Raw genomic sequence first — 20,025 nt, 5'->3', positions numbered from 1 at the left:
GCGAAACGTAGCAAGGGAATGGATGCTATGTCCGCTTATGTCATAGTGTGCCGAAGAGTCGTCATAAACGGTCGGGATCAGGAGCCGAGCCCTATGGGACCTGTGGAGTTCATCGTCCTCGCCTTCCCGGAGGAGCAGCTGCGGGTGCCGGCCGTCGAGGCGGTGACGGGGCTGCGGAAGACGGGGGTGGTCCGGCTGATCGACGGGCTCGTGGCGACGCGAACGGCGGCGGGCGAGGTCCTCGCGGCCGAGTTCGACGAGTTCGTGGAGCTGCGGGGCCTGCTGACGGGCCGGGACGTGGCACGGCTGATCGGGCCGGAGGACGTACAGGAGGCGGCGGAGCTGCTGGAGCGCGGGAGCTGCGCGATGCTGCTGCTGGTCGAGCACGTGTGGGCGGAGGACGCGGCGATCGCCGTACGGGCGGCGGGCGGGCGGATCGTGGGGTCGGTCCGCATCCCGGCGGACCGGGTCCCGGCGGACACCCGGACGGGGGCGGTCTGATGTTCATCCGGCCGGTGGGAGTCACGGTCCGCGCGGCGAACCGCCCTGCGGGCCGGCCGCTGTTGCGGGGGCTGCTGGCACGGGCGGCGGGCCCGGTGGCGGAGGGTACGGCGGCACGGACCCCCCGCGGGCTGCTGGGCCGGGCGGTGCGGGCGGCGGAGGACCCGGGGACGGCGGAGGACCCGGGCCGGGTGGAGTGGGAGCCGGAACAGGAACAGGAACCGGAAGGGGAAGGGGAAGGGGAACCGGCACCGTGGCCCCCGGACCCCGACGCCCCGGAGGAACCCCCGCCGGCCCCGCCCGCTCCCCGGACGGGCCTGGTGTCGGAACTGACCCAGCTCGCGAGCCTGGCCCGGGAGGGCCTGCTCACGCCGGAGGAGTTCACCACGGCCAAGGCCAGGCTCCTGCGGGACTGACGGCCTCCCCACCCCCAACCGGGTGACCGCCTCGCGACCGGCCGACACCGTTGGGGGATTTGTCATACCGGACATGGCAGCATCGGGCGCCTCGGAGGTGATCCCGATGTCCCATCGGCTGTCCCCACGGCTGCTTCGCGCCGTCTGCATCGCCGCGGTGCTCGTCGCCGCCGGCCCGGTCCCCGTCGCCGACGCCGAACCCGGTGCGCCCGCAGCGCCCGCAGCACCCGCAGCACCCGCAGCGCCCCGCGCAGCCGGCGAGTCCGTCGGGGTGCTGCTCACCCGGCTGCAAGGGCTGTACCAGAAGGCCGAGGAGGCCACCGAGGCCTACAACGCCACCGAGGTCGCCCTCAAGGCCCGCCAGGACGAGGAGCGGCGGCTCACCGCCGAGCTGGGCAGGGCCCGTACCGCCCTCGGCTCCGAGAAGGCGCTCCTCGGGCGGTTGGCCCGCGAGCAGTACCAGGGCGCCCGCGGCATCTCCCCCTACGCCCGGATGCTGCTCGCCGGCAACCCCCAAGCCGCGCTGGACCAGCGGCGCCTCGCCGCCCGCGCCGGCGCCCGGCAGGCCGCCCTGCTGAAGCGGCTCACGCGCGGCGAGCGGGAGGCCGGCGACCTCGCCACCCGGGCCCGCCGGGCCCTGGACTCCCAGCAGACCCTGGCCGCGCGGCAGAAGCAGCACAAGGACGAGGTCGCGACGCAGCTCAAGGAGGTCGAGCGGACGCTCGCCGCCCTGACCCCCGAGCAGCTCGCGCAGCTCGGCGCACGCGAGGCCGCGAACACCGCCGGCGCGCAGCGCGAGCTGGTGGACTCCGGCCGGCTCCCCGCCCGCACGGGTACGCCCACGGCCGCCGGTGGCGCGGCCCTCCGGTACGCGGCGGCCCAGATCGGCAAGCCGTACGTGTGGGGCGCCGAGGGCCCGGGTTCGTTCGACTGTTCCGGACTGACCTCGCAGGCCTGGGCGCACGCCGGCCGCACCATCCCGCGGACCAGCCAGGAGCAGTGGGCCACGCTGCCGAAGGTGCCCTTGGACCAGCTGCGGCCAGGGGACCTGGTGGTCTACTTCCCCAAGGCCACCCACGTGGGCCTGTACGTCGGCGGCGGCAAGGTGATCCAGGCGCCGCGCCCGGGGGCGAAGGTCAAGGTCTCCCCGATCGCCGCCAACCCGCTCCTCGGCGCGGTGCGCCCGGACCCCGGCGGCACCCCGCTCGCGGAGTTCGCCCCTCCGCCGCTGCCCGAGGCGGCGGAGGAGGGGGACGACACCGGCTACTCCTCGGAGGAGGCCCCCGAGCCCGATCCCGATCCCGACGCCGAATCCGAGACCGCATCCGAGGCCGAGACCGACTCCAAGTAGTCCGCCGCGTCCTGCGGGTCGTAGAAGTAGTCGTCGAAGTCGGCCGGGTGGTCGAAGCCGTTGGCGAATCGATCCGCCACCGGCTGGAGCTGCCCGGCCGCACCGATCAGGTTCAGGACGTGCTCCGGCGGGACGCCCAGCATCGCGTTCGTCCACTGGGTCACCGGCTTGCCCGTGGTGAACCAGAACTTGTCGAAGGTCGCCTTCATCCACGCCTCGTCGAACGGCTTGTCCCCGTGCATCAGGATCGACGACAGGTACGAAGCCGCGCACTTGGCCGCGGAGTTCGAGCCCTGACCCGTGATCGGGTCGTTGGCGACGACCACGTCCGCGACGCCCAGCACCAGCCCGCCGCCCGGCAGCCGCCCGATCGGGTTGCGGACCACCGGCGCGTACCGGCCGGCCAGCGTGCCGCCCGCGTCCGTCAGCTCAACCTCCGTGGCACGCGCGTACTCCCACGGCGTGAACTTCTCCATCAGCTCCAGCGTGAGCGCCAGGTGCTCCCCCGGGTCCTTCACGCCCTGGAACACGTCCAGCGGCCCGCCCGGAACGCCCTCCCAGAACAGGATGTCCGCCCGGCCCGACGTCGTCAGGGTCGGCATCACGAACAGCTCGCCGACGCCCGGGACCAGGTTGCAGCGCACCGCCTCGGTCTCCGGGTGCTCCGGGCGCGGGCCGAGTCCGTGCACGTACGAGACGGCCAGCGCGCGCTGCGGGGCCTCGTACGGGGAGCGTGCCGCGTCCCGCCCGAACATGGACACCAGCTCGCCCTTGCCGGCGGCCACCAGCACCAGGTCGTACGTACGGGAGAAGAAGTCGAGGTCGGCCACCGAGGCGCCGTGGACGACCAGCTGCCCGCCGCGCTGCGCGAAGGTGTCGAGCCAGCCGGCCATCTTCACCCGCTGGTCGACGGACTGCGCGTACCCCTTGAGACGGCCGAGCCAGTCGATGGCGCGGCCGGCGTCGGGTGCCGCCACCGACACGCCGAGGCCCTCGATCTTCGGGGCCTGCTGCTCCCAGAAGTTGATCCGGAGGTCACGCTCGTGGCGCAGCGCCGAGTCGAACATGCACTGCGTGGACATCACCCGCCCGGTGCGGATCTCGTCCGCCGTCCGGTTGGACATGAGGGTGACGTCGTACCCCTTCGACTGGAGTCCGAGGGCGAGCTGGAGACCGGACTGGCCGGCTCCTACGACAAGTATCTTGCGCATCTGTCACGTTCTCTATTCGGGATCGGGCTCTATTCGGGAGTGGTGTCCAGGGCGTGCCCGACGAGGGTCAGCAGGGACTCGACGACCGTCGCGCGGCTCCGCGCGTCCATGATCACGACGGGGACGTCCGGCGGGATGGTGAGCGCCTCCCGAACGTCCTGCGGCTCGTACGACTCCGAGCCCTCGAAGTGGTTGACGGCGACGGCGTACGGCAGCCCGCAGCTCTCGAAGTAGTCGAGGGCCGGGAAGCAGTCGCGCAGCCGGCGCGTGTCGGCCAGGACGATGCCGCCGACGGCACCGCGCACCAGGTCGTCCCACATGAACCAGAACCGCTCCTGGCCCGGGGTCCCGTACACGTACAGCACCAGGTCGTCGTCGAGGGTGACGCGGCCGAAGTCCATCGCGACGGTGGTGGTGTTCTTGTCCGGGGTGCCGGTCAGGTCGTCGGTCGGTGCGCCGGCCTGGGTCATGACCGCCTCGGTGCGCAGCGGCGTGATCTCGGAGACGGACGAGACGAAGGTGGTCTTGCCGACGCCGAAGCCGCCCGCGACCAGCACCTTGACGGCGACGGGAGCGCGGGAGCGGTCGTACTGCCAGGGCTGGACGGGCTCGTCGGCCGCGGTGGACGGCGACAGCGGCTGGTCAGAGACGGCGAAGACCACTGAGCACCCTTTCCAGCAGCGCGCGTTCGGGACGGCCGGTGCCGTGGCCCGTGCCGTAGACGCGGATCCTTCCCTGGTCGGCGAGGTCGCTGACGAGGACGCGGACCACACCGAGCGGCAGCTTCAGCAGCGCGGCGATCTCGGCGATCGTGCGCATGCGGCGGCAGACCTCGACGATGGCGGGCATCTCGGGCATGCGGTCGGGTGCCTTGACGGGACCGGCGTCCAGGGTGGCGACGAAGGTCTCCACCAGCAGGACCTGCGTGAAGCGGGTCCGGCCGCCCGTGAGCGAGTACGGGCGGACGCGGGCGGGACGGCGGTCGGCGCCGCGTATCGGCAGCCGGTCGGTGGCCGGACTCCTCACGGGGTTTTCTCCATCGACTGGCGCAGCTCACTGCGGACTTCGGGGGTCAGGACGTGGCCGGCGCGGCCGACGAACAGGGCCATGTGGTACGCGACGACGCCCATGTCGCAGTCGGGGGTGGCGTGCACGCCCAGCAGGGATCCGTCGCTGATCGCCATGACGAAGACGGAGCCGTGCTCCATCGCCACCATGGTCTGTTTGACCGGGCCGCCGTCCATGAGGGCGGCCGCGCCGGTGGTGAGGCTGCCGAGGCCGGAGACGATGGTGGCCAGGTCGGCGGAGGCACCCCGCGGGCCCTTGGGGCGGGCCTCCTGGGGGGATTCCGCGCCTGCACCCGGGTCGGAGGACAGGAGCAGGAGCCCGTCGGAGGAGACGACGGCGACGGAGTTGACGCCGGGCACCTCCTCGACCAGGTCGGTCAGCAGCCACTGCAGGTTGCGGGCCTGGGTGCTCAGTCCGTACGTACTGGGCGCGGTCATGTGCGTGCCTCCTGTGCGGTGTCCCCCCGGTCGGTCTGCCCGTGGTGCTGGTCCTGCTCGAGCTCGGCGGCGGCCACGCGCCGCCCGTCCTGGGCGCCCTGGTAGAACCCGCCGAGGCGGCGCCGCAGTTCGTCGGCGTCGACCTTGCGCGGCGGCTCGGGCCGTACGTCTTCCGCGCGGCCGGCGGCCACGAACCTCGGGCTGCGCTTGGGCAGGCCCTTGTCGGTGACGGCCTCGGCCGCGGTGTCGGCGGGGTCGGCGGGGTGACTGCCCTGCCGGGGAAGCCAGTTGTCCTCGGGAGTGGCATGCCGGTGCGGATCCGGCTCGGGCGCGGTTTCCCGTACGTCGGCACCGGGCGCGGCAGCGGGCGCGTCGGCCGGCGTCTCCGACCCGGGGTCCGCCGCCGGGAAGCCCGACCCTTCCGCGTCGGGGACGACCCGCGCGAGCAACTGCTCCTGCGGACCGCACTCACCCGGGACCTCCGCCGCGGGGGCCTCCACCGGCACGCCGGCAGGAGCCTCGGCCGGGGCGGCCACCGCGGGCGCCGCCTCGGGTGCCTCCTCCGCGGGGACCTCGGCCGCCGGGGCCTCGGCCGCCGGGGCCTCCGGCCCGGCCTGCGCGGCCCCGCGCAAGCGGCTCGGCAGGGTGTTCTCGTTCGCCTCCGCGATCACGCCCGGCAGGTGCAGCGCGGGCCCGCCCGGCGTGGACAGGCTGTGGACCGGCGAGGCCGGCGGGGTGGCGGGGAGCAGCGCGGCCGGGACGACCACGAGCGCCTCGGTGCCGCCGTGCCGCGGGGCGCGCAGCTCCGCGGTGACCCCGTGCCGCGCCGCGAGGCGCCCGGCCACGTACAGGCCGAGGCCCAGGCCGTGTTCCGCCTCGGGCTCCTCGTCGTAGGCCTCGGGCGTGGACAGCCGGGAGTTGAGGGCTTCGAGCCGGTCCTCGGTGACCCCGATGCCCTCGTCGACGACGGACAGCACCACGTCGCCGGAGTCCAGCAGCCATCCGGACACCTTGACCTTGGCGTCCGGCGGCGAGAACGTCGTCGCGTTCTCCAGCAGCTCGGCCAGCACGTGCGAGATGTCGTCGGCCGCGTGCCCCGCGACCTGGGTGAAGGAGGGCAGCGCCGCCAGCTCGACGCGCTCGTAGCGCTCGATCTCGCTCACCGCCGCCCGCATGACGTCGACCAGCGGCACCGGCAGGCCCTGGCCGTGGCCGTGCTCCTGACCGGCCAGGACCAGCAGGTTCTCGTTGTGGCGGCGCATCACGGTCGCCAGGTGGTCCAGCTTGAAGAGGGTCGCGAGCCGGTCCGGGTCCTGTTCCTTGGACTCCAGCTCCTCGATGACGGCGAGCTGGCGCTCCACCAGGCCGAGGGTCCGCAGCGACAGCGAGACGGAGGTCGTCGACATGACGCGGCGGTGCTCTTCGAGCCCGGCCCGCAGCTTCGTCAGCTCCTCCTCCAGCACCTCGCGGCCGGAGGCCAGCGCCTCGCTGCGGCCGATGATCCGGCGCCGGTCGGCGTCGAGTCCGGCGATCCGGGTGTGCAGGGAGACCGTCTGGTCGCGCACCGCGTTCAGGTGGCGCACGACCTCGGCGAACTCGTCGTTGCGGCCGGTGAACCGGACCGGCTCCACCGAGCCCTCGGGCGTCGCCAGCCGCTCCGCGCCGCGGCGCAGCACGGACAGCGGCCGGGTCAGCGAGCGGGCCACGGCGGTGGAGACGCCCACGGTGACCAGGAACAGCACGCCCAGCAGGGCGATCACGGTCTCCAGCCGGGTCACGTCGTCGTCGCGCAGGGTGGCGAGCGCGGAGGCGCGCTGGCCGGCGAGGGTGGATTCGACGGACCGCATGCGGTCGATGCGGGCGGTGAGCGCGGAGCCCACGGCGGCGCCGTCGGTCTTGCGGTCGGCGGAGGTGAGCGTGGGCCGGTCGGTGAGCCGCTTGAGGTAGTCGTCGGCGGCCTTGACCTCGGGTCCGGTGACGGTGGCGGCGAGGGTCTGGCGTACGTCGGGCCGCGCGGCCCGCGCGAAGTCGTCCAGCGCGGCCTGTTCCCGTACCCGCGAACGCTGGGCGGCGGTGGTGAGTTCGTCGACCACCGCCGAGCCCGGGAGCTGCTCGCCGCGGGGGACGGCCAGCGCGGCGAGCAGCAGTCCGCGGGTGGCCGAGGCCTGTTCCACGGCCTGGCCGAGCGGGGCCATCGGGCGGGTGGTGGCGAGGGCGGCCGTGGCGCGCGGCGGGGTGAGCTCGGCGAGCCGGTCGCCGGGGGCGAGCAGTTCCGCGAGGACTCCGCCGTAGGCCTGGTGGGCGGCGAGGGCGCTGCCCTTGCCGTCGACGGCTTCGGTGCGGACGGCCTGGACGCGGGCGAGGGTGCGGGCGGTGGCCTCGTCGGCTTCGGCCTGCACCTCGGCGAGCTGCCGGTCGGTGCGGGCGGCGCGTTCCTGGACGGGCCCCTTGGCCGCGCCGGGGCGCCCCTTGGCGGCGTACTCGACGACGGCGTCGCGTTCGTCGCCGAGGAGGTGGGCGAGGGTGAGGGTCTGCCGGGTCCGTTCCGCGAGGGTGACCAGGCGCTGGGAGTCGTTCAGTTCCCTCGTCGCGGAGACGACGGCGGGGGCGCCGGCCGCGAGGACGGTGAGGCCGGCGACGGCCACGCCCACGACCAGCCTGCGGCGCACGCGGACGCGGCGTCCTGCGGGGGCCGGGCCGTCGGTGGCGGTGCCGTTCTTCCGAGACCGCTTCTTCTGCACCGGTGCTCGCAATCCTGTACGTGTGCTTGGCTCGTCTACTCGTGTGGCCGAGGTAACGGCCGGTCAACAAGTAAACGCCTCCTGCCCCCTCGTACCGCCTCAGACCTTTGCAGTGTGATGGGAAGAGAGCCGCACATCGCCCACCTGGCCACTCGAAGGAGTGAACATCACGGATGAGTTGGCGACCAACTCGGACATCCGGCGTCAGAGCCGGTCCGTGGACAGGCGGTTGAAAGATCGATGCGGGCTTTGGCAGTATGCCCGCCCACATTCCGGGGCGCCCGTGCGCCCGGCCTTCCGGCGCCCTGCGCGGGGGCCCGTCCGCCCTCGCCGCCATTGGTACGGACCTACTCGCGCTCCCTACCCCCGCGCCCGGCAGAATGTCCGCATGCGCATCGACCTCGCCTCTGCCCCCGGCAGCCCGGAACGCCCCAATGAGGACTGGGTGTCGGCCGCGATCCCCGCTTCGGGCGGCGGCGTACTGGTCGCCCTGGACGGGGTCACCCCGCCGCGCGGCGAGGACGGCTGCGTGCACGGGGTGCCGTGGTTCTCGGCCCGGCTCGGCGGCCGATTGACCGAACTGTCCGGATCGCGGCGGGACATGCCGCTGGACCGGATCCTGGCGGAGGCCGTCCGCACCACGGCGGTGGCGCACCGGGACACCTGTGACCTTTCTCACGTCCGCACCCCGCAGGCGACGGTGGTCGTCGTCCGCTGGGACGAGGCGTACGTGGAGCACCTGGTCCTCTCGGACTCCGTACTGCTCCTCCAGGAGTCCGGGGGCGAGGTCACGGCGGTGCTCGACGACCGGCTGGACCGGGTGCCCCGGGAGGTGCTGCGCTCGGTGGAGGCCACGGACGCGCTGCGGAACGCGGAGGGCGGCTTCTTCACGGCGGCCGCGGATCCGGCGGTGGCGGCCCGCGCGGTGACGGGTCGCACTCCGCGCAGCCGGGTCCGGGCGGTGGCCGCGCTCACGGACGGGGCGAGCCGGTGGACGGACACGTTCGGGGAGGGCGACTGGGCCGAGTGCCTGGCGGTACTGCGGAAGGAGGGCGCGGAGGGGCTGATCGGCCGGGTCCGCGCCCTCGAGTCCGATCCGGCGCGCCCGCCGGCCCGGCACAAGCGGCACGACGACGCCTCGGCGGTCTACGCGGAGCTGTAGGCCTGTCGTTCGGATCGGGCCGGGCCCCGCGGCGCCGGCCTTCGCGACCGTACGACGGCCCGGGACCCCGCAGCGGCGGGGCCCCGGGCCGTCGGCGCGCCCGCTGCGAAATACTGGCGGCTCTCATCCACCACCGAAGGAGCCGGACGTGCACGGGAGCGAAGACCAGGAGTTCCTTGCCCTGGAGCGGGAGCTGTCCGTCTTCCTCCGGCGGGCCCGCGCCTCCTCCGGCGAGATGGCGCGCGCCCTCCACCCCGAGCTGGAGCCCGCCGCGTACGGGCTCCTCGTCCGCCTGGAGGGGGCCGGCCGGCAGCGGGCCACCGAGCTGGCCGCGTACTTCGGCGTCGGCAAGGCCACCATGAGCCGCCAGCTGCGCGCCCTGGAGGTCCTGGGCCTGATCGCCCGCGAGCCCGACCCCGCCGACGGCCGGGCCTTCCTGGTCGGCCTCACCGAGGAGGGCCGCGAGCGGTTCCTGCGGGTGCGGAACGCCCGGCGCGAGCAGTACATGCGCAAGCTCGCCGACTGGGACCGCGGTGAGGTGGCGGAACTGGCCCGGCTGCTCAACCAGCTGAACGCGGGCGAGGACACCCCGTAGGCCGAGCGGTCTCCGGGGAGGCCGCTCAGGCGGCGGCGGTGAACGCCACCTCCTCCGGGGCCTGCCCCTGGGCCTGCCCCTGCGCCTGCGACAGGGCGAGCTCCAGCACCTGCCGTACGTCCGTCACCGGGTGCACCTCGAGCCCCTCCAGCACCTCGGCCGGGACGTCGTCGAGGTCGGCCTCGTTGCGCTTGGGGATGATGACGGTGGTCAGGCCCGCGCGGTGCGCGGCGAGCAGCTTCTGCTTGACCCCGCCGATCGGCAGGACGCGCCCGGTCAGCGAGACCTCGCCGGTCATGGCCACGTCCGTGCGCACCTGGCGCCCGGAGAGCAGCGAGGCGAGGGCCGTCGTCATGGTGATGCCCGCGCTCGGGCCGTCCTTGGGCACCGCGCCCGCCGGGAAGTGGATGTGCACGCCCCGGTCCTTCAGGTCGGCGACCGGCAGCTCCAGTTCGGCGCCGTGCGAGCGCAGGAAGCTGAGCGCGATCTGCGCCGACTCCTTCATGACGTCGCCGAGCTGGCCGGTGAGGGTCAGGCCGGCCGCGCCCGTCTCGGGATCGGCCAGCGAGGCCTCCACGAAGAGGACGTCGCCACCCGCGCCGGTCACCGCGAGGCCGGTGGCCACGCCGGGGACGGCGGTACGCCGCTCCGCCGGGTCCTGCGCGGACTCCGGTACGTGGTGGGGCCGTCCGATCAGCCCGCGCAGGTCGTCGGCGCCGATGCTGAAGGGCAGTTCCCGCTCGCCCAGTTCGTGCTGCGAGGCCACCTTGCGCAGCAGGCGCGCGAGGGACCGCTCCAGGGTGCGCACGCCCGCCTCGCGGGTGTACTCGCCGGCGAGCTTGCGCAGTGCCTCCTCCTCCAGGACGACCTCGTCGGCGCCCAGGCCGGCGCGCTCCAGCTGGCGCGGCAGGAGGTGGTCGCGGGCGATGACGACCTTCTCGTCCTCGGTGTACCCGTCGAGGCGGACCAGCTCCATGCGGTCGGCGAGCGCCTCCGGGATGGCTTCCAGGACGTTGGCCGTCGCCAGGAACACCACGTCGCTGAGGTCGAGCTCCACCTCCAGGTAGTGGTCGCGGAAGGTGTGGTTCTGGGCCGGGTCCAGGACTTCCAGCAGGGCCGCGGCCGGGTCGCCGCGGAAGTCGGAGCCGACCTTGTCGATCTCGTCGAGGAGCACGACCGGATTCATCGACCCGGCCTCCTTGATGGCGCGGACGATCCGGCCCGGCAGGGCGCCGACGTAGGTCCGGCGGTGTCCTCGTACCTCCGCCTCGTCGCGTACGCCGCCGAGCGCGACCCGGACGAAGTTGCGGCCCATGGCGTGGGCCACGGACTCGCCGAGCGAGGTCTTGCCGACGCCGGGCGGCCCGACGAGCGCGAGCACGGCTCCGCCGCGGCGGCCGCCGATGACGCCGAGGCCCCGCTCGGTGCGCCGCTTGCGGACGGCGAGGTACTCGGTGATGCGGTCCTTGACGTCGCCGAGCCCGGCGTGTTCGGCGTCGAGGACGGCCCGCGCGCCCTGGATGTCGTAGCTGTCCTCGGTCCGCTCGTTCCAGGGCAGCTCGAGCACGGTGTCCAGCCAGGTGCGGATCCAGGAGCCCTCGGGGCTCTGGTCGCTGGCCCGCTCCAGCTTGTCGACCTCCTTGAGGGCGGCCTCCCGGACCTTCTCCGGGAGGTCGGCGGCCTCGACGCGGCTGCGGTAGTCGTCGGACTCCTCGCCGTCCTTCTCCCCGTTCAGTTCGCGCAGCTCCTTGCGGACGGCTTCCAGCTGGCGGCGCAGCAGGAACTCGCGCTGCTGCTTGTCGACTCCGTCCTGGACGTCCTTGGCGATGGACTCGGCGACGTCCTGTTCGGCGAGGTGGTCGCTGAGCGCCTTGACCGCCAGCTTGAGGCGGGCGACGGGGTCGGCGGTCTCGAGCAGTTCGACCTTCTGCCCGACCGTCAGGAACGGCGAGTACCCGGAGTTGTCGGCGAGGGCCGACACGCCTTCGATCTGCTGGACCCGGTCGACGACCTGCCAGGCCCCGCGCTTCTTGAGCCAGCTGGTGGCGAGCGCCTTGTACTCCTTGACGAGCTCGGTGACCGCGCCCGGCAGCGGGTCCGGCACGTGCTCGTCGACGGTCTCGCCCTCGACCCACAGCGCCGCGCCGGGGCCGGTGGTCCCGGCGCCGATGCGGACGCGGCCGCGGCCGCGGATGAGCGCCCCGGGGTCCCCGTCGGAGAGCCGGCCCACCTGCTCGACCGTCCCGAGCACTCCCGTCCCGGCGTACTTCCCGTCGACCCGCGGCACGAGCAGCACCCGGGGCTTGCCACCGCTGCCCGCCGCCGCCTGGGCCGCCTCCACGGCCCCGCGCACCTCGGTGTCGGACAGGTCCAGCGGAACCACCATTCCGGGCAGCACGACCTCGTCGTCGAGCGGCAGCACGGGCAGAGTGAGCGTTACGGGCGTCGAAGCCATGATCAACCCTCCGGCAGTGAAGTTGAGCTATGCCGACTCAATGCATCTGCGCGGCCCAATGTTCCCCAACCTCCGTTCGCCTGGGGCGAACGGCTCTGCGCGCGGCCCCCGCCGGCGCCGCCCTTCACGAATGGACGCCCCGGAGTGCACCGGCGATCCGGGCGGCTTAGCTTCGCTGTGCGATGCCGCGCGCCGTTCGGCCGCGGCGGCTCCAGACGGTCGAGAGGACACGCCATGGCAGTCGTGATGACCTTTTCCTGGCCCGAGATCACACCCGACGTGTACGACGCGGTGCGCCAGAAGGTGGGCTGGGAAGAGGACGCACCGGACGGGTGCGTGCTGCACGCCGCCTGGTTCGTCCGCGGCGGCCTCAACGTGATGGACATCTGGGAGTCGGAGGACCACTTCAACCGGTTCATCGAGTCCAGGATCGCCCCCGTACTCAAGGGCGAACTGGGTGTGCAGAGCGAGCCCAACGCGCAGTTCTTCCCCCTGCACCGGCGCTTCGTAGCCCCCGGCGTCAGCGGCGGCGGCTCCTGACGGTCAGGCCGGGCCCGTGGCCACCGGGCGCTCGTCCGACGGCAGGCCCCACTCGCTCCAGGAGCCGTCGTACACGGCCGGCTGCCGGTAGCCGGCGAGGTCGGCGCCCAGCGCGAGGACGCACGCGGTGACGCCGGAGCCGCAGCTGAAGTAGAGCCGCTCCCGGTCGGCCGCCAACGCCAGGAAGGCCTCGCGGAGTTCCCCGGCCGGCCGCATCAGGCCGTCGGGTCGCAGGAGTTCGGCGAAGGGCAGGTTGAGCGCGCCCGGCATGTGGCCGCCGCGCAGGCCCGGGCGTGGTTCCGGGGCGGTGCCGGCGAAGCGCTCGCGGGTGCGGGCGTCGAGGACGGCGGCGGCCGGGTCGGCCAGGGCCGCGGTGACGGCCGCGGCGTCGACCAGCAGCCCGGGGCGCGGGCGTGCGGTGAAGGAGCCGCGCGGGCCGTCGTAGGAGGGGCGGGCGCTCTCCACGGGCAGGCCGGCGGCGGTCCAGGCGGGCAGTCCCCCGTCGAGGACGGCGACCCGGTCGAAGCCCATGGCGCGCAGCATCCACCAGGCGCGGGCGCTGGAGTAGATTCCGGCGCCGTCGTACACGACCGCGGTGTCGGTGTCGTCGACGCCGAGGTCCCGTATCGCCTCACCGAACCGTGCGGCCGCGGGCATGGTGTGCGGGGCCGGCGCGTCGTGGTCGGACAGGTCCCCGTCGAGGTCGAAGGGGCGGGCTCCCGGGATCCGCCGGCCGGCGCCGCGGTGGGCGCCCACGGAGGCGTCGAAGACGACCAGCCCGGGCGCGCCGAGCCGGTCGGCCAGCCAGTCGGCCCCGACCAGCGGCCCGGACAGGTCAAGGGAGTTGGGGGTCATACGGCGCTCCTCGCGTGGACGGGGAAACATCCTGCCGCATGTCCGGTGCCGTGGCCGGGCAGCCGCCCGGGCGGGCGTAGAGCGCGACGCGGGCGCCGCGTACCGCGGTGACCGAGCACAGGTCGAACCGGGCGGCCAGCGTCTGGCGCTTCACCACCTCCTGCGGATACGGGTCCAGCGGCTGCCCGGCCGGGTCCAGCAGGGCGATGACCCGGGGGGAGCCGATGAGCGCCGCGCGGATCTGCGCGGAGGACAGCTCGGTGCCCTGGAGGCTGTGCGAGGCCGCCGGGGAGCGGTCCAGGGCCACGTCGCGCAGCCCGTCGTAGACCTCCGGCGAGGACAGCAGCCACTCGCGCCGCCGCGACGGCAGGAACAGCACGGCGTCCCCCGGCCGGGCCCGCTCCCGGACGGCGGCGGCCACCGCGAGCACGTCGTCCTTGCGGCTCTCGGGCGTACGCAGCCACACCGACCAGCAGCCGAAGGGCGCGAGCAGGGCCGCGACCAGCAGCCACGGCCACCAGCCGCGCGCCGCCGACAGCCCGGTCCCGGCCAGCAGGGCGAGCCCGGCCAGTGCGTAGAGCACGTACCGGTCGACGTACCAGGGGTGGACCAGGGAGAGCGTCATCAGCAGCCCGGGCGGCAGCAGGGCGAGCGGCAGGGCCACGCGGACGAGGCCGCTCGCGTCCTGCGAAGCGGCGCCGCGCGCGAGCAGCAGTACGGCGCCCGCGAGCACCCCGTACGCCGCCCAGTCCTGCCAGGACGGCCGCCCGAGCCAGCCGAGCTGCTGCTCGGCCTGCCGGGCGCTGACCAGGGCGAGCGGCAGCAGCAGGGCCGCGACGGCCGCGGCGGCGAGGCGCCAGCCGCGCGAGCGCCAGGCGGTGAAGGCGTGCGCGAGCAGGGCCAGTACCGCGAACTCGTGCAGCCAGCAGCCGAGCAGCAGCACCACCGCGTACGCCGCCCACCGCTCGCGCAGCATCAGGTACGTCGCCCAGACCACCGCCGCCGCGACGAGGGCGTACGAGCGGCCCTCCTGGGCGTACATCTGCACGGGCGGGAGCGCGGCGTACGCGAGCCCGGAGAGCAGTGCGGCCCGCTCCCCGGCGAGCCGGCGGGCGATGGCGGCCACGCCGGCGGCCGCGAGGGCGGTGGCGGCGACGGAGGGCAGCCGCAGGGCCCACAGGCCGCCGTCCCAGACCAGGAACACCCCGTGCATGAGCAGGTAGTACAGGCCGTGCACGGCGTCCACCTGGCCGAGCAGGTCCCAGAGCCCGCCGAGCGGCCGGTGGGCCACCTGCCAGGTGACGGATTCGTCGCGCCACATGCTGCCGCCGCGCTCCAGCCCCCACAGGCCGAGGAGGACGGCGAGGAGCGGGGGGAGCACGCGCCAGGGGGCGATGCGGCGGATGGCTGCCTCCGGGTGCTGTCGTAAGGGGTGCGGGGACTCCATACTCGGGGTTCGGGCGGAGTACCTGCGGAGGTGGGTGTGCGAGCGTTCCGAGTGGTGACCGTGGTGAGGGCGGCGGCGGTGACGGGGGCGGTGCTGGGCACGGTCCTCGTCGGATGCGGACAGTCCGGTTCCGAGGGCTCCGACAGCCGGCCGCCGGCGACCGGCGCACCGACTCCGACGGCCACGGCGTCCACGCCGGCCACGACGGCGCCCGCGGCCACGTCCGCGCCCGCAACCGCTCCGCCGTCGGCGGGTCCGGCCCCCGCCGACTCCCCGGCCGCGACGGCGACCCTGGTCCGGGCCAGCCGCACCGGCGGCTTCGCCGGCCAGGTCCACACCCTCATCGTCAAGGGCGACGGCTCGTGGACCCGCCTGGACCGCAAGGCGAAACCGGAGGGCACCGGAAAGCTGTCGCGAGCCGGCCTCGCCGCCCTGCGCACGGCCCTGCGGGAGGCGGACTTCGCGCATCTGCCGAGGATCGCGACGGGCGACACGACGGTCTACGACGGGTTCACCTACGCGTTCGTGCACGGCGGCTTCGAGGTGGCGGCCGAGCAGGAGGCCCTGGGCCCGGCCCTGCGGAAGGTGCTGGACGCGCTGCCCCCGTTCGAGGCCGGCTAGACGGCCTGAGGCCCGGCAGGCCCTGAAGGCCCGGCCGGCCCTGAAGGCCCCGGAGCCGACAGGCCCGTCCCGGCGACCGTGATCTCCCGCAGGAGCCGGTCCAGGAAGGCGCGCAGCCGGGCCGGCATGTCCACGCTGGCGGGAGCCAGCACCCACTGGATCTGCAGGCCGTCCATGACCGCGAGGGTCTCGCGGCCGACGGCCTCGCAGTCGGTGCCGGGGCGCAGTTCGCCGCGCGCGACGCCGGCCTCCAGCAGGTCGACGGTGTAGCCGAGCACGCGGGCGTAGCGCTCCCGGAAGTAGGCGTGGGCGGGGTGCCCGGGGTTGCCGGACTCGCCGACCAGGGTGTTGAACATCCGGACGAGGCCGGGCCGCCGCGCGTTGTCGGCGGCGAGGGCGACGACGGTGCTGAAGTGCGCGGCGACCGAGCCGGCCGGCTCGCTGAACAGCCGCTCGACGTCGTGCCGCTCGCTCTGCGCCAGCACGGACAGCAGCAGGTCCTCCTTGCTGCGGAAGTGGTGCAGCAGCCCGCCCTGGGTGATCCCGCAGTCGGCCGCGATCCGGGCGAGCGAGGAGGCGTGGAAGCCCCACTGCGCGAAGTGCTCGACCGCGGTGTCGAGGATCTTCTGCCGGCGGGCGTCCCCCACCGCGTAGGTCCCCCGGCCCGCGGCCTTCGGGGCCTTCGAGGCCGTCCGCCCCTTGTCCTGTGCCATGCGGACCACCCTAAGCGGTGGGTATTTCCGGCCACCCGCGCGGAGTGATCCAGGTCACTTCCCAAAACCTAGTGGGTACACGGTTTTCGCGCTTACGTTGGGGCGCCCGGCAGTCCGCGCAGCCCAGGAGCCTCCCGATGAACGCGACCCCCGCCTACAAAGACGCCTCGCTCGCCGTGGACCGGCGCGTGGAGGACCTGCTGTCCCGGATGACGCTGGAGGAGAAGGCCGGCCAGCTCTTCCACTCCATGCTGATGATGAACCCGGACGGCACCCCGGTCACCGAGACCGACGGCTCGATGCTCCCGTTCACCACGCCCGAGCTGATCGGGGACCGGCTGCTCACCCACTTCAACCTGCTCGGCACGTACGGGGCCCGCGAGATGGCCCAGTGGCAGAACACCGTCCAGGAGATGGCGGCGGCCACCCGCCTCGGCATCCCGGTCACCCTCTCGACCGACCCGCGCCACGCCTTCACCGACAACATCGGCGCCTCCTTCAACTCCGGCGCCTTCTCCGCCTGGCCCGAGGCCCTGGGGCTGGCCGCCATCGGCGACCCGGAGCTGGTCTTCCGGTTCGCGGACACCGTGCGGCGCGAGTACCTGGCCGTCGGCTTCCGCGTCGCCCTGCACCCGCAGATCGACCTGGCCAGCGAACCGCGCTGGGCCCGCCAGTCCGGAACCTTCGGCTCCGACGCCGGGCTGACCGCCGAGCTCGTGCGGGCGTACGTACGCGGTCTGCAGGGTCCGGAGCTCGGTCCCGCGTCCGTGTCCGCCATGGTCAAGCACTTCCCGGGCGGCGGCCCGCAGAAGGACGGCGAGGACCCGCACTTCGCGCACGGCAAGGAGCAGGTCTACCCGGGCGGGATGCGCGAGCACCACCTGGAGCCCTTCAAGGCGGCGATCGCCGCCGGATGCGCGCAGATGATGCCGTACTACGGGCAGCCGATGGGCACCGACTGGGAGGAGGTCGGCTTCGGCTTCAACAAGGGCGTGGTCACCGGCCTGCTGCGCGAGGAGCTCGGCTTCGAGGGCATCGTCTGCACCGACTGGGGGCTGCTGACCGACGCGGAGATCTTCGGGCAGACGCACCCGGCGCGCGCCTGGGGCCTGGAGCACCTGGGCGCGGCCGACCGAGCGGCGCGGGCCCTGGACGCCGGCTGCGACCAGTTCGGCGGCGAGCAGTGCCCCGAGGTGGTGGTGGAGCTGGTCCGCTCCGGCCGGATCGCGGAGTCCCGCGTCGACGCGTCGGTACGGCGGCTGCTGCGCGAGAAGTTCCGGCTCGGGCTGTTCGAGAACCCGTACGTGGACCCGGACGCGGCGGCCGGGACGGTGGGCCGGGCCGATTTCGCCGCCCTGGGCGCCGCGGCGCAGCGTCGCTCACTGACGGTACTGACAAATCCGGAGCAGATTATTCCGCTCTCCGCGAAGTCGCCCCGGCCGAAGCTGTACCTGCGGAACGTGGACGAGGCCGTCGCCTCCGGGTACGGCGAGGTCGTCGCCGACCCGGCCGCCGCCGACCTGGCCGTACTGCGCCTGCGGACCCCGTACGAACCCCGGGAGAACGTCTTCGAGTCCTTCTTCCACTCCGGCTCGCTGGCCTTCCCCGAGCCCGAGCTCGCCGGGATCCTGGCCCTGCTCGACCAGGTGCCGACCCTGGTCTGCATCAACCTGGAACGGGCCGCCGTCCTCCCGGAGATCGCGGCGCGCGCGGCCGCCCTGGTCGCCGACTACGGCGCATCGGACGCCGCACTGCTGGACGTGGCCTTCGGCCTGGCGACCCCGGAAGGCCGCCTTCCGTTCGAGCTCCCGCGCTCGATGAAGGCCGTCGAGGCCTCCCGCCCCGACGTCCCGAACGACACCGAGGACCCGGTGTTCGCGCACGGCCACGGGCTGTCCCTATAGGCCGGTACATCCCGCCTCCAACCCGGATGATCAGCACAAATGCCCTGTCCGAACCCCGCATAGCCGCACGCCGGTGCCTCCTCTACGCTGCACCCCACCACGCAGATCTTCAGGGGCGGACCGGGACATGGAACAGACGCACACCCACAACGGCGCCTCGGCGACCCCCGGCGCACAGCGGCGCGTGCTCGTCGTCGAGGACGACCACACCATCGCCGAGGCCATCGCGGCCCGCCTGCGCGCCGAGGGCTTCCAGGTGCAGACCGCCGCGGACGGCCCGGCCGCCGTCGCGGCGGCCGAGAGCTGGCTGCCCGAGCTGCTGGTCCTGGACGTGATGCTGCCGGGCTTCGACGGACTGGAGGTCTGCCGCCGGGTCCAGGCCCAGCGGCCGGTCCCGGTGCTGATGCTCACCGCCCGCGACGACGAGACCGACCTGCTGGTCGGCCTCGGGGTCGGCGCGGACGACTACATGACGAAGCCGTTCTCCATCCGCGAGCTGGCCGCGCGGGTCCACGTACTGCTGCGGCGTGTGGAACGGGCCACACTGGCCGCGCACACCCCGCGCGGGGCGACCCTGCGCCTGGGCGACCTCGAGATCGACCACGCGCAGCGCCGGGTCCGCGTGCAGACGGAGGACGTGCACCTGACGCCGACCGAGTTCGACCTGCTGGTGTGCCTGGCCGGGACCCCGCGGGCGGTGCTGTCCCGGGAGCAGCTGCTGGCCGAGGTGTGGGACTGGGCCGACGCGTCCGGGACCCGTACGGTCGACAGCCACATCAAGGCCTTGCGGCGCAAGATCGGCGCGGAGCGGATCCGTACGGTCCACGGCGTCGGGTACGCCCTGGAGACCCCGGCGCAGGCATGAGCGGCCGGCACCCCGGACCGGGGCTGAGGCCCTTCTCGCCGTTCTCGATCAAGACCAAGCTGGGCACCCTCGTGGTGGTCTCGGTCTTCATCACGACGGGCCTGCTGCTGGTGGCCCTGCGCACGGACACCGAGCTGCGGTTCATCACCGTCTTCTCGGTGATCGCCTCGATGCTGATCACCCAGTTCGTGGCACACAGCCTGACGGCGCCGCTGGACGACATGACGCGGGTGGCCCGGGCGATATCCCACGGCGACTACACGCGCCGGGTGCGCGGGGCCGGGCGCCGCGACGAGCTGGGGGACCTGGCCTCGACGATCAATCGGATGGCGGACGACCTGGAGGCGGTGGACCGGCACCGCAAGGAGCTAGTCGCCAACGTCTCGCACGAGCTGCGCACGCCGATCTCCGCGCTGCGGGCGGTCCTGGAGAACGTGGTGGACGGGGTCTCGGCCGCCGATCCGGAGACCATGCGCACGATGCTCAAGCAGACCGAGCGCCTCGGCCGCCTCGTGGAGACCCTGCTGGACCTGTCCCGGGTGGACAACGGGGTGGTCCCCCTGAAGGCCCGCCGCTTCGAGGTGTGGCCGTACCTGTCGGGGGTGCTGAAGGAATCGGGGCTGGCGGCCGCCGGCCGGCCGGGCCTGCTCTCCGGTTCCGGCGGGCACACCCGCAACGACGTGCACCTGCACCTGGACGTCTTCCCGCCCGACCTGACGGCGTACGCGGACGCCGAGCGGCTGCACCAGGTCGTCGCCAACCTGATCGACAACGCGGTCAAGCACAGCCCCCCGCACGGCCGGGTCACCGTCCGCGCCCGGGCCGGCGACGCGCCCGGCGCCCTGGCCGTCGAGGTACGCGACGAAGGCCCCGGCATCCCGGAGGCCGAGCGGCACCGGGTCTTCGAGCGGTTCAACCGGGGCAGCGCGCGGGCCGGCGACGGCGGCACCGGCCTGGGCCTGGCGATCGCCCGCTGGGCCGTGGAACTGCACGGAGGGCACATCGGCGTGGCCGAATCGTCACGGGGCTGCCGCATCCTTGTCACGCTTCCGGGCAGCTCGCAGGCGCCGCGTTGACGTAGGGTTCGAGTGGGAAGGACATGATCTCGGCCACACGTACCCGGGGTCCGTCAGGGGTGCGAAG

General features: G+C 73.9%; 19 protein-coding genes. 10 read left to right on the top strand and 9 right to left on the bottom strand.

Annotated elements, in window-relative coordinates:
* The first annotated feature begins 93 nt into the window (after positions 1-93).
* The 3 genes from ACIPUC_RS22315 (at position 94) to ACIPUC_RS22305 (ending at position 2,268) form a co-directional block, all read left to right on the top strand.
* Positions 94-501 carry a DUF6325 family protein gene (locus tag ACIPUC_RS22315; protein ID WP_446591593.1) on the top strand — a complete coding sequence of 136 codons (408 nt, stop codon included), beginning with the start codon at positions 94-96 and terminating at the stop codon, positions 499-501.
* Positions 501-917 (top strand): SHOCT domain-containing protein, encoded by a 417-nt coding sequence (locus ACIPUC_RS22310; RefSeq protein WP_446591592.1) that lies wholly within the window; start codon positions 501-503, stop codon positions 915-917. The genes ACIPUC_RS22315 and ACIPUC_RS22310 overlap by 1 nt, the downstream gene beginning before the upstream one ends.
* A 106-nt stretch (positions 918-1,023) precedes the next feature.
* Entirely contained in the window at positions 1,024-2,268 is a 1,245-nt protein-coding gene (locus ACIPUC_RS22305) for a C40 family peptidase (RefSeq protein WP_446591590.1), read from the top strand.
* Here ACIPUC_RS22305 and ACIPUC_RS22300 read toward each other — a convergent pair.
* From ACIPUC_RS22300 to ACIPUC_RS22280, 5 genes are read right to left on the bottom strand one after another with little or no spacing between them, the layout of a single operon-like run.
* The gene (locus tag ACIPUC_RS22300; RefSeq protein ID WP_446591588.1) at positions 2,181-3,479 is read right to left on the bottom strand and encodes a styrene monooxygenase/indole monooxygenase family protein; all 1,299 of its coding nucleotides are present in this window, start codon (positions 3,477-3,479) and stop codon (positions 2,181-2,183) included. The genes ACIPUC_RS22305 and ACIPUC_RS22300 overlap by 88 nt on opposite strands.
* Before the next feature lie 29 nt (positions 3,480-3,508).
* A complete protein-coding gene (locus tag ACIPUC_RS22295) occupies positions 3,509-4,141 on the bottom strand; it encodes a GTP-binding protein (protein WP_446591586.1) in 633 nt (210 codons plus the stop codon).
* The gene (locus ACIPUC_RS22290) at positions 4,122-4,505 is read right to left on the bottom strand and encodes a DUF742 domain-containing protein (RefSeq protein ID WP_446591585.1); all 384 of its coding nucleotides are present in this window, start codon (positions 4,503-4,505) and stop codon (positions 4,122-4,124) included. Before ACIPUC_RS22290 ends, ACIPUC_RS22295 begins: the two co-directional genes overlap by 20 nt.
* The gene (locus ACIPUC_RS22285; protein WP_446591584.1) at positions 4,502-4,984 is read right to left on the bottom strand and encodes a roadblock/LC7 domain-containing protein; all 483 of its coding nucleotides are present in this window, start codon (positions 4,982-4,984) and stop codon (positions 4,502-4,504) included. Before ACIPUC_RS22285 ends, ACIPUC_RS22290 begins: the two co-directional genes overlap by 4 nt.
* Positions 4,981-7,725, bottom strand: a complete 2,745-nt coding sequence (locus tag ACIPUC_RS22280; RefSeq protein WP_446591583.1) for a sensor histidine kinase — start codon at positions 7,723-7,725, stop codon at positions 4,981-4,983. Before ACIPUC_RS22280 ends, ACIPUC_RS22285 begins: the two co-directional genes overlap by 4 nt.
* 388 nt (positions 7,726-8,113) lie before the next feature.
* On the opposite strand from ACIPUC_RS22280, the gene ACIPUC_RS22275 reads away from it, so the two are divergent.
* Positions 8,114-8,887 carry a hypothetical protein gene (locus ACIPUC_RS22275; RefSeq protein WP_446591582.1) on the top strand — a complete coding sequence of 258 codons (774 nt, stop codon included), beginning with the start codon at positions 8,114-8,116 and terminating at the stop codon, positions 8,885-8,887.
* Between the two features lie 148 nt (positions 8,888-9,035).
* Positions 9,036-9,482, top strand: a complete 447-nt coding sequence (locus tag ACIPUC_RS22270) for a MarR family winged helix-turn-helix transcriptional regulator (protein WP_446591581.1) — start codon at positions 9,036-9,038, stop codon at positions 9,480-9,482.
* A 25-nt stretch (positions 9,483-9,507) separates the two neighbouring features.
* Here ACIPUC_RS22270 and lon read toward each other — a convergent pair whose 3' ends face one another.
* Entirely contained in the window at positions 9,508-11,937 is a 2,430-nt protein-coding gene (gene lon / locus ACIPUC_RS22265; RefSeq protein ID WP_446591580.1) for an endopeptidase La, read from the bottom strand.
* Between the two features lie 234 nt (positions 11,938-12,171).
* On the opposite strand from lon, the gene ACIPUC_RS22260 reads away from it, so the two are divergent.
* On the top strand, positions 12,172-12,477 hold the full coding sequence (locus tag ACIPUC_RS22260) for a hypothetical protein (protein WP_446591579.1): 306 nt from the start codon (positions 12,172-12,174) through the stop codon (positions 12,475-12,477).
* A gap of 3 nt (positions 12,478-12,480) precedes the next feature.
* Here the strand turns inward: ACIPUC_RS22260 and ACIPUC_RS22255 are convergent, their stop codons facing one another.
* Positions 12,481-13,332 carry a sulfurtransferase gene (locus tag ACIPUC_RS22255; RefSeq protein WP_446591578.1) on the bottom strand — a complete coding sequence of 284 codons (852 nt, stop codon included), beginning with the start codon at positions 13,330-13,332 and terminating at the stop codon, positions 12,481-12,483.
* The gene (locus ACIPUC_RS22250) at positions 13,313-14,713 is read right to left on the bottom strand and encodes a glycosyltransferase family 39 protein (RefSeq protein WP_446591577.1); all 1,401 of its coding nucleotides are present in this window, start codon (positions 14,711-14,713) and stop codon (positions 13,313-13,315) included. Before ACIPUC_RS22250 ends, ACIPUC_RS22255 begins: the two co-directional genes overlap by 20 nt.
* Positions 14,714-14,815: 102 nt before the next feature.
* On the opposite strand from ACIPUC_RS22250, the gene ACIPUC_RS22245 reads away from it, so the two are divergent.
* Positions 14,816-15,400 carry a hypothetical protein gene (locus ACIPUC_RS22245; protein WP_446591575.1) on the top strand — a complete coding sequence of 195 codons (585 nt, stop codon included), beginning with the start codon at positions 14,816-14,818 and terminating at the stop codon, positions 15,398-15,400.
* On the opposite strand, the gene ACIPUC_RS22240 is transcribed toward ACIPUC_RS22245, so the two are convergent.
* Positions 15,397-16,113: a TetR family transcriptional regulator gene (locus tag ACIPUC_RS22240; protein WP_446591573.1), complete on the bottom strand. Its 717-nt coding sequence runs from the start codon at positions 16,111-16,113 to the stop codon at positions 15,397-15,399. The genes ACIPUC_RS22245 and ACIPUC_RS22240 overlap by 4 nt on opposite strands.
* A gap of 137 nt (positions 16,114-16,250) precedes the next feature.
* On the opposite strand from ACIPUC_RS22240, the gene ACIPUC_RS22235 reads away from it, so the two are divergent.
* The 3 genes from ACIPUC_RS22235 (at position 16,251) to ACIPUC_RS22225 (ending at position 19,958) form a co-directional block, all read left to right on the top strand.
* The gene (locus ACIPUC_RS22235; protein ID WP_446591571.1) at positions 16,251-18,017 is read left to right on the top strand and encodes a glycoside hydrolase family 3 protein; all 1,767 of its coding nucleotides are present in this window, start codon (positions 16,251-16,253) and stop codon (positions 18,015-18,017) included.
* 127 nt (positions 18,018-18,144) lie between these two features.
* Positions 18,145-18,882: a response regulator transcription factor gene (locus ACIPUC_RS22230; protein ID WP_446591569.1), complete on the top strand. Its 738-nt coding sequence runs from the start codon at positions 18,145-18,147 to the stop codon at positions 18,880-18,882.
* Positions 18,879-19,958, top strand: a complete 1,080-nt coding sequence (locus ACIPUC_RS22225) for a HAMP domain-containing sensor histidine kinase (RefSeq protein WP_446591567.1) — start codon at positions 18,879-18,881, stop codon at positions 19,956-19,958. The genes ACIPUC_RS22230 and ACIPUC_RS22225 overlap by 4 nt, the downstream gene beginning before the upstream one ends.
* Positions 19,959-20,025 lie beyond the last annotated feature (67 nt).

This window comes from Streptomyces sp. LARHCF249, assembly GCF_052871255.1.
The sequence above is the reverse complement of the archived record's forward strand: the minus strand, read 5'-3'. Positions and strand labels throughout refer to the sequence as shown.